Source organism: Arsukibacterium sp. MJ3 (assembly GCF_000987765.1).
Classification (GTDB): domain Bacteria; phylum Pseudomonadota; class Gammaproteobacteria; order Enterobacterales; family Alteromonadaceae; genus Alishewanella.
This window is the reverse complement of sequence record NZ_LAHP01000011.1, coordinates 116,895-129,579: the sequence shown is the minus strand read 5'-3', so window position 1 is coordinate 129,579 and position 12,685 is coordinate 116,895. Positions and strand designations below refer to the sequence as shown.

At 46.8% G+C, this 12,685-nt stretch carries 10 protein-coding genes; 1 reads left to right on the top strand and 9 read right to left on the bottom strand.

What is annotated here, in order from left to right; translation table 11 throughout:
* Positions 1 to 240: 240 nt before the first annotated feature.
* Both VT06_RS10100 and VT06_RS10095 read right to left on the bottom strand, forming a co-directional pair.
* Entirely contained in the window at positions 241 to 663 is a 423-nt protein-coding gene (locus tag VT06_RS10100) for an HPP family protein (RefSeq protein WP_046554176.1), read from the bottom strand.
* Positions 664 to 879: 216 nt separating this feature from the next.
* Positions 880 to 1,551: a type 1 glutamine amidotransferase domain-containing protein gene (locus VT06_RS10095; protein ID WP_046554175.1), complete on the bottom strand. Its 672-nt coding sequence runs from the start codon at positions 1,549 to 1,551 to the stop codon at positions 880 to 882.
* A gap of 224 nt (positions 1,552 to 1,775) precedes the next feature.
* Between VT06_RS10095 and VT06_RS10090 the strand changes: the two genes are divergently transcribed.
* Positions 1,776 to 3,407, top strand: coding sequence for a response regulator (locus VT06_RS10090; RefSeq protein WP_046554174.1), 1,632 nt, complete (start codon positions 1,776 to 1,778; stop codon positions 3,405 to 3,407).
* On the opposite strand, the gene VT06_RS10085 is transcribed toward VT06_RS10090, so the two are convergent.
* The 7 genes from VT06_RS10085 to VT06_RS10055 form a co-directional block, all read right to left on the bottom strand.
* Positions 3,404 to 3,898 carry a DUF2919 family protein gene (locus tag VT06_RS10085; protein WP_046554173.1) on the bottom strand — a complete coding sequence of 165 codons (495 nt, stop codon included), beginning with the start codon at positions 3,896 to 3,898 and terminating at the stop codon, positions 3,404 to 3,406. The two genes, VT06_RS10090 and VT06_RS10085, sit on opposite strands and share 4 nt — an antisense overlap.
* Before the next feature lie 43 nt (positions 3,899 to 3,941).
* A complete protein-coding gene (ligA, locus tag VT06_RS10080; protein ID WP_046554172.1) occupies positions 3,942 to 5,975 on the bottom strand; it encodes an NAD-dependent DNA ligase LigA in 2,034 nt (677 codons plus the stop codon).
* 64 nt (positions 5,976 to 6,039) lie between these two features.
* Positions 6,040 to 6,972, bottom strand: coding sequence for a cell division protein ZipA (zipA, locus tag VT06_RS10075; RefSeq protein ID WP_046554171.1), 933 nt, complete (start codon positions 6,970 to 6,972; stop codon positions 6,040 to 6,042).
* Between the two features lie 20 nt (positions 6,973 to 6,992).
* Positions 6,993 to 10,424, bottom strand: a complete 3,432-nt coding sequence (gene smc, locus VT06_RS10070; RefSeq protein ID WP_046554170.1) for a chromosome segregation protein SMC — start codon at positions 10,422 to 10,424, stop codon at positions 6,993 to 6,995.
* A gap of 12 nt (positions 10,425 to 10,436) precedes the next feature.
* A complete protein-coding gene (locus VT06_RS10065; protein ID WP_046554169.1) occupies positions 10,437 to 10,931 on the bottom strand; it encodes a YcgN family cysteine cluster protein in 495 nt (164 codons plus the stop codon).
* A 2-nt stretch (positions 10,932 to 10,933) separates the two neighbouring features.
* Entirely contained in the window at positions 10,934 to 11,599 is a 666-nt protein-coding gene (locus VT06_RS10060; protein ID WP_235357407.1) for a fumarylacetoacetate hydrolase family protein, read from the bottom strand.
* On the bottom strand, positions 11,600 to 12,685 hold the full coding sequence (locus VT06_RS10055) for a lytic transglycosylase domain-containing protein (RefSeq protein ID WP_082122492.1): 1,086 nt from the start codon (positions 12,683 to 12,685) through the stop codon (positions 11,600 to 11,602).

Here is a 12,685-nt window from a genome sequence, read left to right as displayed (position 1 = left end):
TTTACTAAGACACGGTTGTCTCTAGTTAGAGCCCAGTACAATCCACCATAATTTCATTTAATACCTTAAGTTTCACTCCATAAAAAAGCACCGCCCCTCGTTACTAAGACACGGTTGTCTCTAGTTAGAGCCCAGTACAATCCACCATAATTTCATTTGATACTTTAAGTTTCACACCATAAAAAAGCACCGCCCCTCTTTCCTAAGACACGGGTTATGTTATTTTTTAGGATCTGGCTATTAGGTTCGCTTTAACTGCGATAATACAATGCGTCGCATAATATCTTTCCAAGAAACTATACCGATTAAGCGTTGCTGGCCGTCTACTACCAACAAACAACTAATATTTCGATCTACCAATATGTTAGCGGCCTGCAAAATGCTGGTATCAGGTTGCACGCTGACCACCGGCGACGACATGACTTGATTGACCTTGCGGTTTTGCATATAAAGTTCAATGGTATGTTCCGACGCTGAGTCCATCACTGCGCTTAAGGTTTTAAAATAATCCTTTACCGAGACAATGCCCACCGGCTGCTGCATGCTATTGACTACCGGGACATGCTGAAACTTTGCGTCAATAAATAACGTTCGCAAACTTGCCAGGCTCGCGTCTCCCGTCGTCACTTGCACTTTTTTGGTCATAATTGACAATAACGACATAGTCTGTACCTTTTATTATAAAGTAGTATTTAAGCTAAACAGGTTAAGCCTGATGCATTACCAGTTTAAAAGATAATAAGACTAAAAGTACCATTTAGTAAGCCTTTCTAACTAAAACAAAAATATGGCAAAAGCATCCTTATGCTACTGTTATAAAAACACCCTCCGAAGAGGGTGCATAAATAAACAATTGGATTTTTTAAATTTTCTTAAAAACTATACCAAATGTTTTACCAATGCCTCAGCGACCGCATGCGCACTACCAGGGTTTTGACCGGTAATAACCCGGTTGTCTTCTATAACTAATTCAGCCCAAGGTTGTCCCTTCCTATATTGCATCGCCGTGCGGGCCAAAGACTCCTCAAGTAAGAAGGGTATTTTGTCGATAGTGCCGTAATCAACCTCTTCTTCGCGGCTAAAACCGGTTACCATTTTATCAGCTAACAGCTTTTTACCATTACTCAGTGTAATAGGCAGCAAGCCCGCCGGGCCATGACATACTGCACTAAGCACCCCACCATTTTCATAATGTTCGGCGCTAAGTTTTGCCACTACAGTATCCGTTGCCAAATCCGACAACAAGCCAAAACCTCCCGGATAAAAAATTGCAGCGTAGTTATCAATATTTATTGTCGAAGCTATAAGGGTGTTATTGATGCGTTGCCGGAAGTCGCCGTTCGCCAAAATGTGGCTATTTACCGCATCGTCTTCAATGTCCGTGCCGTACAGCGGCGCTTTGCCACCTTTAACCGACACTAAATCATAATCAATATTTGCTTTTAGAAAAACAGCTAATGCATGTGTCAGCTCAGGTGAAAAAGTGCCGTTTGCTTCATCGGTTTCACCCAACGTGGCATGGTTAGTTACAAATATCAGTACTTTTTTCATCAATCCTCCGAAAATTAAAATTTAGCTGGAACAGGTATTTTTTGGACGGTGTTGTTACTCAGGCAAACTAATAACCAATACTTATACGGTTGGGCCAGCAGGCAACAAGTTCAAGTATTATCGTGATATTGGCGTCGTTTAGCTTATCTAATGGTATTACTGTTGCCGAAGTAAAAACTTGCTATAGTAGGCATAGACACTGTACAGCCGGAACCTTTTACTGCATGAACACTGCGCCGCGCCGCGATGAACGCATTCTGGTTATTGATGATCAAAGCCTGGCTCAAGGTTTTTTGCGCTATGCGCTGGAGCAACTGGGCTATCAGAATATATTTTTGGCCGAGCGGGCCAGTGTCGCCTTAACACTGTGTCGCGACAATCAGTTTGATTTAATTATTTGTGCCCACAATCAGCAGCAAGGTAAAGATGGTTTTCAGCTGTATGAAGAAATTAAAGCTAAAGGTCTGCAACAGCTAAGCTGTGGCATTATTTTTATTAGCGCTGAAACCGACCCGTCACTGGTGCATAGCGTTATTGAACTGCAACCCGATGAGTTTCTGGCCAAGCCTTTCGTTATTAAAGACTTGCAAGTAAGAATAGAACGGGTTTTACGACGTAAACAACAACTGCGTGCGGTGTATCAGGCGATGGACAGTAAGGATGACAACAAAGCGCGTAGTGCTATTGATGAGCATCTGGCTGATCCTGAACAACATAAACTATTCCCGTTATTGCTACGCTTAAAAGGTGATGTTTTACTCCGTCTGGGTGATTATCAGGTTGCAGAAACGTTTTTTAACGCCATGCTCAATATTCAATCATTTAGCTGGGCGAGAATGGGCTTGGTTCGTTGTCATTTAGCGCAAGGCAAAGAGCAACTGGCATTTACCGAACTGGAAAAACTATTACAGCGCGCCGAAAGCCGGCTATTTGCTCAGGATACGCTGGCTGATCTTGAATTTAAACAGCAGCATTATCAGCAAGCGCAGCAACATTTACTGGACGCGGCAGAGCAAGCACCACGTAATATGTTTCGCCAACAAAGACTATTACAGTTATCCAGAATTAACCACGACTATGAAAGTCAGTATCGGGCGGCCCGCGATATGGTGAAATATGCCCGATATTCGATGTACGAGCAGCCTGATCTGTATTTAACACTGGCCAGAGCCAGTATCGATTTTGCGCTTAGTGTCGATGATGAAGAACAAAGTAGCCGGCTGAACCGGCAAGCGAATGTGTCACTGACCACTTTGCAACGCCAATATAGCGCCGGTGAAAACCGTGCACTGAATAGCCAGCAACAAGTACTACAAGCCAGGTTACTGTATTTACAAGACCATAAAGACAAAGCACAAGCCATGCTGAGTGCATTGGCACCGCTTGAGCAGATTGATTCAGTAGAAGGGGCACTCGACCGGGCCAAAGCCTTGCACGAAGTGGGGTTAAGCCAAGCCTCGGCGCAACTTTTTGCTCAAATTAGTCAGCATTGTCAGCAACAACTGGCCGATCCGCTATTTAACGCTTACCTAAAACAAGAGCAACAAGAACGGCTAGCAATGCGCTTGGGCCCACGCGAGCTGAACAATAATGCGGTAACCTTATACCAACATGGCAACTGGCAAGAAGCGTTTGACGCCTTTAAACTGGCACGGACCGTTATGCCGAAAAATGCGGGTATCGCACTGAACTTATGGCAAACGTTATTAACCAGCCCGCGGCCTCTTTGTGCCCCATCGAGTAAACAACAGTTGCTGCAACAATGTCAGCAAATTATTGAAAACCACTCGTTAAAACCAGATCAGCAACAACGTTATTTGCAGTTAAAACAAAAATATTTAACAGAGCATGCCTAAGCTCGTTTATTAGCCTTAGCCGGTTCCGGCTCTGGCCACTCTTTAAAAATGACTGGCAAGGTTTTACCCAGCAGCAACCAGATTATTGCCAACAACAGCAATAGAGGCGCCAGCAAACGCCAGGGAGCATCAAGAATAACATCAGCATCCAGCCCGCTGATACTGTGAACCATATCGGCCAGAGTAACCAACCACAGCAACCACATTCCGGGGCGCCACAGATAAAACCAAAAGCGCTGCCCTTTTGGCCGGCGCTGGCTAAGTGCGGCTACCATCAGTAATAGCGGCAAGGCAATCAGGCAGGCCAGCATAAAATCATGCTGCCTGGGGTAAAACTGGCTTAACAAACTTTGCTGCGAGCGCATCATACTAAGCTCGGCAACCCAGCAAATATAAGGCCGTAATAACAACAGTAACAAACCGTAAAAACGTAACGGAATTTGCTGTAGACCATGATTATCCAGTAGCGGCCAAGCTGAATTATCTTTCATGCTAAATCTACCGCGGGCAGCAACAGGCAGAACAACTTAGGCATCAGGCCACCCCATTTTCACTAAACAACACTAACATTTGCTGCTCGGTCCACACCGGCACATTCAACTCGGTGGCTTTAGCCAGCTTTGAACCGGCATTATCGCCCGCTACTACTGCATAGGTTTTTGCTGAAACCGAGCCTGATACCTTAGCACCCAATTGTTGTAGGCGCGCTTTGGCATCATCCCGCCCCATGCTAATAAGCGTACCGGTTAATACGACAGTATGGCCAGCCAACGGTTGTGCTGAGGCTGGCTGCAATTCAATGTCAGGCCAGTTGATGCCAGCAGCTTGTAGTGCCGTAATAACCTGTTGGTTGTGGGGCTCAGCAAAAAAGCTTTGCAGGTGCTCGGCAACTATTTTACCGACCTCATTAACCGCCAGTAATTGCTCCAGACTGGCGTTAAGTAGCGCAGGTAAGCTACCAAAATGCTGAGCTAAATTTAGCGCGGTAGCTTCACCCACTTCCCGGATCCCCAGTGCATATATAAAGCGGGCTAAGCTGGTTTGGCAAGACGCTTTAATGGCATTAAGCAACTTTAAAGCGGACTTTTCAGCCATTCGATCCAGCCCAATTAATGCCGGCATATCCAACTGATAAATATCAGCTGTGGTATTAATCAGTTGCTGATCTACTAACTGCTCTACCAGCTTATCGCCAAGGCCATCAATGTCCATGGCTTTGCGACTTACAAAATGTTTAATTGATTCTTTTAACTGCGCCGGGCAAAACAAACCGCCTCTGCAACGCGCCACGGCCTCACCCGTTACCCGCTCAACGGCCGAGCCGCATACCGGACACTGGCTTGGAAACACTATATCGCGCGCTTCCAGCGGCCTACGCTCAGTAAGAACGGCAACAATCTGTGGAATAACATCACCAGCCCGGCGCACGGTAACGGTATCGCCAATTTTAATGCTTAGCCGGTTAATCTCGTCCTGATTATGCAAGGTAGCATTACTCACGGTAACCCCACCTACTAACACTGGCGCTAACCGTGCTACCGGGGTAATGGCACCAGTGCGACCCACTTGAAATTCAACATCTAATAATGTGGTTAATTGCTCTTGCGCCGGAAACTTAAAGGCAATGGCCCAGCGCGGCGCCCGGGCCACAAAACCTAGTGCTTGCTGCTGCGCTAAGCTGTCAACTTTAATTACCACGCCGTCTATTTCAAAACCTAGATCATCACGTTTTCTAAGAATGCCATGGCAGTATTCAATAACCGCGTCTATTCCTTTGACTTTTTTCAAAAGGGGACTTACGGCTAATCCTATGTTCTGTAGCTGCTGCAGTCTTCGATAATGACTGTATTGGTCTAGCTGAAGATCAGAACCATCAAAATCGCCAACAGAATACGCACTAAAAAACAGGGGTCTTGACGATGCGATTTTAGAGTCGAGCTGTCTTAAACTGCCCGATGCAGCATTACGAGGATTTGCAAATGACTTTTCACCACTGCCAACAGATCTGTCGTTCATCAGCTCAAACTTCTCAAGCGGAATATACGCCTCACCTCTAACCTCCAAAAATACAGGATGGTTCTTACCAAAAAGTTTTAACGGAACCGACTTGATCGTCTTCGCGTTTTGAGTTACATCTTCGCCTGTTAAACCATCGCCTCTGGTAACCGCTCTTTTTAGAAGTCCATTTTGATAATGCAAACTTAGCGCAACCCCATCGAGCTTAGGTTCACAGCAAAATTCAATTTCATCGTTTGAATCCAGACTATCAGATATTCTTTTATTAAATTGAGTCAGTTCATCCTCAGTTTTGGCTTTTTCCAGCGATAACATCGGCAACTTGTGTTTAAACTGCAAAAATTTATCAAGAGGCCTTTCGCCAACCCTCTGAGTGGGCGAGTGCTCGTCGGAGAAATCAGGATACTTAGACTCTAGCTCTACTAGTTCATCATACAAATTGTCATATTCAGCGTCAGGCACAATAGACGTGTTTAAGTTGTAATACGCGTGCGAGTACTTATGCAGTAACTCTCTCAACTCCAATATTCTATCTTTGACTGAATTACTCATTTACTTTCACTACCAAATGAAAAACGGCAGGGAAAGCCCTGCCGTAAAAAATTAAATATACTTGCTAGCCATGAATAAGCTGCTGACGCTGAAACTCACGTATTTTATCCACATAATGCCGTACCGTTTGCACGGTTAATACACTGCGCTGACCATCCAGCACCTGACCACCGAATTCTTCAGCCAGTTTTTTTGCCGCATTGTGCATTAAGTTAAAGTTTTGCAGTGGCTCACCTGGCCCTGGCAAAGTCATAAATAAACTTAAACCGCGAGTGCTGATTTTATCTATTTGCTCTAAATCAAAGGTACCGGGGTTAAACATATTAGCCAAGCTAAATAACACGTCACCACTGCCGGCACTGTCGAGGTGACGATGAAAAATATCCATATCGCCATATTTAAAACCCAGTGGCAACAGCGCTGACAGTAAATCGGGGCCATTAATCTCTCTGTTTTCTGGCAGCAATACATACAAAATAAGCACTTCTGAAGGCTGATGCGCCGATTTCTGCTCAGGCTGCACACTTTCGTCAACAGCAACTCGGCTATTTGGCGGGCTTTCATCATCCGGCAAGGCATTAAAGTTGATGCCAGGCTCTGTATTTGCTGGCTCAGCATCAGCAAAGTTCAGAGCAGCTTGTTGCTGACCCTGGCTACTATTATTATTGGCACCGGCGGCAATTTTATGGTTGCTTGACGGCTGTAGTTTAGCCTTGCCGGCAGCATTACGTTCGCTTAGCCCGCCCTGGTAACCCGGGGCAATGTTCGGTTCGGTACGAACGGCGCTGTCAGGGTGCGATTTAACCACCCGTACCGGGCCCACGCCTAAATCATCATACTCTTCATCCTGGTCAGACGTTGCCGATGAAGAGGTATCGGGGTGATAGCGATGCCCAATCTCGCGGTTATTTTTGCGTACCGTCCATAAACCATGAATAAACAGGCCACCTAATACCAGCGCTCCTAAAATAATTAATACTAATCTAAACTCATCCATAGTTGTACCTTATTACGTTATCAGGCTACTGCCAGCTTGACAGCATCGTCCACATCCACAGCGACCACCCGCGACACGCCAGGCTCTTGCATGGTGACACCCATCAGCTGCGCTGCCATTTCCATGGCAATTTTATTGTGGCTGATATAAATAAACTGCACCGTTTCCGACATTTCACGAACCAGATTGCAAAAACGCCCAACGTTGGCATCATCTAACGGTGCATCTACTTCATCCAGCATACAGAACGGAGCTGGATTAAGTCTGAATATTGAAAACACTAATGATAAGGCCGTTAGCGCTTTTTCACCACCCGATAATAAATGAATTGTACTGTTTTTTTTACCCGGCGGTCTGGCCATTATAGTAACACCGGTTTCCAGCAAATCATCTTCGGTTAAATCCAGGTAAGCACTCCCCCCGCCAAACACTTTAGGAAAGAGCCCTTTTAAGCCCTCGTTCACCTGTTCAAAGGTCTCTTTAAACTTTTGCCGCGTTTCTTTATCAATTTTACGCATAGCATTTTCCAGGGTATCCAGCGCCGCGGTTAAATCATCGTTCTGGCTATCCAAATAACCTTTACGCTTTGCTTGTTGCTCATATTCATCTATTGCAGCCAGATTAATCGCGCCTAAGCGGTTCACCGCGTCAACTGTTTTATCCAGTTGCTGCTGCCAATGTGTTTCATCCGCCTCTGCGGCCAACGTTGGTATTACGTCTTTTATATTGACCTGCTGTTCACGCAGCAGTTCCAATATATTATTAGCCCTAACCCGAGCTCCTTCAGCATCTAGCCGCAGCCCTTCTAACTGCTGACGCTTAGCATTAACCTGTTGCATGATGCCGTGCTGGCCTTGTTCCAACTCACGCATTTGCTGCTCAAGGTCTGCCAGCACATCATTGGCCGCCACCATTGCTTGTTCGGCCCCCTCTCGGCTTAATAACGCTTCTTGCAATTGCACCTGCAACAGCATTTCAGGCTCATCGTTGTCGCTAAGCTGCTGTTGCAATGCCTGAATTTGCTCACGCATCTGGCTTAGTTGCAAGCCGGCCCGGTTGACATTTTGTTGCAGGTTGTGCTGTTGCTGCCGAGCAACCGAGAACTCAGTGTGTAACTTTTGCCATTGCTCTTTGTGCTGCTCAACACGCAGGCGGGCACGGTGTAATTGTTGCACGGCTTGCTGCTGCGCTTGTTGCAAAGGATGCTCGGCTTCACTGCTAACGGCAACATCTTGCTCAGCCTGTTGCTGGCGCTCATCCAATATAATTAGCTCTTCAGCCAATGTGTTATGCTGCTCGCCAAGTTGCTGGCATTCTTGCTGTAACTGTTTTAGTTGCTGGCAGGCCAGTTTCTCGGCTTGCAATTGCAGCTGCCGCTGGGTATCAGCTTGTTGTAATTGCTGGCGCAAACTAGCTAACGCTTGCTGCTGCTGCTTTACTTGCTGCCGGGCAATGCTATCGGCAACTCTTGCTTCCTTAAGTTGCTGCTCAAAGGCAACGTGTGCCTGCTGCAACGCTGCCAGCTCAGCATCAATGGTAATTAATCGCTCAGTGCGTAATAAACTGGAGTCAATGCTGTCAGCATTGCTAGTAAAGCCCCAATTTTGACCAAGCCACTGCCCCTCACCAGTAATTACTGACTGTTCTGCTTTAAGCTGTCCGACTTTAGCGGTTGCGGCAATCAATGACTCGGCTAATAAAATATGCTGGAAATAAGCTGGATACACCCCTTCAGTGATAACGCTGGCCAAGGTGCCGGGCTTGGTATCCTGACTTAACACACTAACATAACAGAAATTATCCGGGCTGCTATTAACGACACTTGTCACCGCTGAAACATCCGCTATCTGCGCATGTTGTAAAGCGCCTAACACTGTTGCAACCGCCCCAGCCCAGCCCGATTGCACTTTAAGCTTTGCCAGTAAAGCGTGCTGCTTCAGTTGCTGGCGGCTATTAAGTGCCAGCAGACGCTGCTGTTCCTGCTGTAGTATCTGCTCGCGGGTAACGAGTGCATTTAGTTGCAGCTGCAACGTGGCGGTTTGCCCGTTGCAATACGCTGCAGATAACTCTGACTCGTTAAGCTGTCGATGGTTAAGCTCGCTTTCACTTCTCAGCTTTTGCAAAAGCATGTCAATATCGTTTAATTGCAGTGCCGGTTGTTGTTGTAGTTGTTGTAATTGCTGCTGGCGCTGTAGCAACTGGTTTTGCCACTGCGCGGCCTGACTAATGCCATTTTGCCATTGCAATTGCGCCTGCTGCTGCTGCTGGCGCAGAGTAAAATGCTGATGCTGCCATTGTTGCAGTTGCTGCTGTTGCTCGCTTAGTACACTCTGCGCGTGCTCCAGTTGCAGCTCGAGTTCAGCCTGCTGTTCTTCCAACAATGCCAACTCAGGTGCTTGCAGCTGCTGCGACCGAGTTAACTCGGTCAATTGAACCTGTTCAGCGGCAATATAGTGCTCACTGTCACGCAGCGTTTGCTGTTTTTGTTGCAACTGATTATTAAGTATTTGTTGTTGTTGACGCTGGTGTAAAATTTGCTGCTCTAATCGGCTAATGGTATTACCTAGCTGATAAAAGCGGCTTTGATGTTGCTCTGCTTGCTGGCGGGCATCACTGGTTTGCTCTTTAAGTTCAACCAACACCCGCTGCTCGCCAAGCAAGCCGGCCTGATATTTCTCCAGCTCAGTTTCCTGCTGGCGCAATTGTTGCTCTAACTGCACTAGCTGGGTATTAAAACGTAGCCACTTTAGAGTAGTAAGCTCTGCTTTAAGTAAGCGCTCTTGCGCTTTAAGCTCTTTGTAGCGCTGAGCGGTACTGGCCTGACGTTGCAGTTTCTCGATGTTTTTTGCCAGCTCTTGACGCACATCTGCCAACCGGTCCAGGTTTTCACGGGTATGTCTAATGCGGGTTTCGGTTTCACGACGCCGCTCTTTATATTTAGAAATACCAGCCGCTTCCTCAATAAATACCCGAAGCTCCTGTGGCTTAGATTCTATCAGCCGCGAAATCATGCCCTGCTCTATAATGGCGTAACTGCGTGGACCAAGGCCGGTACCCAGGAAAATATCGGTAATATCACGTCGGCGACACTTGCTACCATTTAAAAAGTAGTGTGATTGAGCTTCACGGGTTACTACCCGTTTAATTGAAATTTCACTGCGATCGGCCATATTGCCACTTAGCCGGCCCTGGGTGTTTTCAAAAACCAGCTCGACAGCGGCTTGCGATACAGGTTTGCGTTGACCAGAGCCATTAAATATAACGTCGGTCATGGCGTCGCCGCGCAAATTTTTCGCCGAGCTTTCACCTAATACCCAACGCACCGCATCAATAACATTAGATTTACCGCAGCCGTTTGGGCCAACCACAGCGGTCATTTGTTCTGGGAAAGGCAGCTGGGTTGGGTCAACAAAGGACTTAAAACCCGCCAGTTTAATGTGTTTTAAGCGCATTGGTGCTCGGGGTCATTCTAAATCGTTTAGTGGCCAACGAACGATATAGTCTTCAAAGTTATCCAGATTAACCTGGGTCTCAGATATCGCTTTGTTACGCACCGACATTTGTTTTTTATGCATCAGGCTTTTTTTGCCGTTGTTTAGCAGCGGATGCCAGCTGGCGAGCCCACGGCCTTCATGTAAGCGCCGATAAGCGCAACTGGTGGGCATAAAAAAAATGTCTTTCAGATTGCCTTTAGTCAGCTGAATACAATCGGGCACCAGCACGCTGCGTTGCTCGTATTGGGTACACTCACATTTGTGGCTGTTCAGATAACGACAAGCAATATTGGTGTAATGCACCTGCTCATCCGTTTTAAGTATATCGGTTGGACCTTGCTCTTCGTCGTCATCAATAAACTTATTCAGGCAGCATTTGGCACAGCCATCGCATAGCGCTTCCCATTCTTCATTACTCATTTCATCAAGGGTTTTGGTTTCCCAGAAACGCTCAGCCAATGCCATGCTTAACTTACCTTTGTAGTTACAGTAAAATAATCAGCCATTTGTATCTGCAACTGATCGCCAATGTGCAACGGACCAACGCCTGCCGGCGTGCCGGTAAGCACCATATCGCCGGGTAACAGGGTAAAGTGTTGCGACATTTCACTTATCAGTTGGCTGATACCGCGGATCATCGTGGCGCTGTTACCATGCTGTCGCTCAATGCCATTAACGTTAAGGCTAAAATCCAGTTGCTGTGGATGCGCCAAGGTAGCCGCGGGGACAAAACCGGCCACCGGGCAGGCACCATCAAAGCCCTTAGCCAGCTCCCATGGCCTACCCAGTTGCTTCAGGCTGCTCTGCACATCACGTAAGGTTAAATCTAGCGCCAAGCTATAGCCCCAAATAGCCGCAGCCACTTGTTCAGTTGATGCCTGCGATAAAGGCTTTGCAATAAGCACCGCAATTTCAAGTTCATTGTGAACTGCGCCGCGATTGGCAGGAATAGCAAAAGATGGCACCAGTGGGCATAATGCCGTGCTTGGTTTGATAAAAAACAAGGGCTCGGCTGCCGTTTTGCTTTGCATTTCAGCAATGTGATCTTGGTAATTTTGGCCAATACAGACAACCTTACCAACCGGCAACGCAATTACGCTACCATCACAATGTTGATGAGAGTAAGTCATCATTTATTCTGCAACAATAAGGTCGGCCAGATAGCCAACGCTGGTGACAAAGTAGTACGAGCGGTTCCAATGCATCAGGCTTTTATAGTTGTCATAGCCTAGAAATGCCCGACCACCCTCACCGTCTGGCAGAATAAGTGCCGCTTTTAACTCGCGTGCAGGTAAGGCACTATTATTTAGCCGCCGCACGCCAAGCTCATTCCAGTTTGCCAGACTGCGGGCTGAGTCGTTCCAGCGCTCCAACCACGGAGCACGAGCCAGGCTGCCACGCTGAATCGCCAACGAGGTATCAAAATTAGCCGGCAGAACCACTTCCCGGCCCCAGCTCAGGCTGCTGTTCCAGTTTTGCTGCTTTAAATAATTAGCGATTGAGGCAAATACATCTAATTGATTGGTCCAAATATCCTTTTTGCCGTCACCGTCTCCGTCCTGCGCATAGGCTAAAAAGGAGCTTGGCATAAATTGGCTTTGGCCCATCGCCCCCGCCCAAGAACCTTTCATATCGACAAAGTTGATATGACCTTCGGCCAAAATATCCAGTGCATGAAAAAACTCCTCCCGAAAAAACGTTTCACGCCGGCCATCATAAGCTAGTGTGGCAAGCGCTGAAGGAATAGAGTAATTCCCCATAAAACGTCCAAAGCTGCTTTCAAGGCCCCATAAAGCGATGATAAAGCGCGGCTGTACACCATACTTTTCGCCGATTTTTTCAAGTTCTGCTAAGTGTTGCTTATAAAACATCCGCGCCATGGTGATGCGGGTTTCACTTACCCGCTTAGGCAGATACGTGCTAAGCGTTTCAACTGATTCTGGCTGGCTCTGATCAGCTTTAACGATCCGCTCATGAAAAGTTAATGAACTGAATACTTCGTCTAGCAGGGCTTGGTTGTAGCCTTTTTGCAGCGCTTCTTGCTTTAAGCTTTCGGTGTACTCAATAAAACTAGGCTTGGCAGGTTGCGGGGCAACGTCTTCACTTGCTACTGCGGTACTGAATAAACTTACAGCGAATAGCGCTGACAGTATTTTACTTGATACTCTGGTTGATACTCTGGTTGATACTTTCGTTGATAATGCTAATGCTCGTTTCAT

What these genes read in the sequence shown, in the direction of transcription:
- VT06_RS10100 (WP_046554176.1), bottom strand. Translation starts at nt 663, where the DNA reads ATGTCGTTATTGTCAATTATGACCAAAAAAGTGCAAGTGACGACGGGA.
- VT06_RS10095 (WP_046554175.1), bottom strand. Translation starts at nt 1,551, where the DNA reads ATGAAAAAAGTACTGATATTTGTAACTAACCATGCCACGTTGGGTGAA.
- VT06_RS10090 (WP_046554174.1), top strand. Translation starts at nt 1,776, where the DNA reads ATGAACACTGCGCCGCGCCGCGATGAACGCATTCTGGTTATTGATGAT.
- zipA (WP_046554171.1), bottom strand. Translation starts at nt 6,972, where the DNA reads ATGGATGAGTTTAGATTAGTATTAATTATTTTAGGAGCGCTGGTATTA.
- smc (WP_046554170.1), bottom strand. Translation starts at nt 10,424, where the DNA reads ATGCGCTTAAAACACATTAAACTGGCGGGTTTTAAGTCCTTTGTTGAC.
- ligA (WP_046554172.1), bottom strand. Translation starts at nt 5,975, where the DNA reads ATGAGTAATTCAGTCAAAGATAGAATATTGGAGTTGAGAGAGTTACTG.
- VT06_RS10060 (WP_235357407.1), bottom strand. Translation starts at nt 11,599, where the DNA reads ATGATGACTTACTCTCATCAACATTGTGATGGTAGCGTAATTGCGTTG.
- VT06_RS10065 (WP_046554169.1), bottom strand. Translation starts at nt 10,931, where the DNA reads ATGGCATTGGCTGAGCGTTTCTGGGAAACCAAAACCCTTGATGAAATG.
- VT06_RS10055 (WP_082122492.1), bottom strand. Translation starts at nt 12,685, where the DNA reads ATGAAACGAGCATTAGCATTATCAACGAAAGTATCAACCAGAGTATCA.
- VT06_RS10085 (WP_046554173.1), bottom strand. Translation starts at nt 3,898, where the DNA reads ATGAAAGATAATTCAGCTTGGCCGCTACTGGATAATCATGGTCTACAG.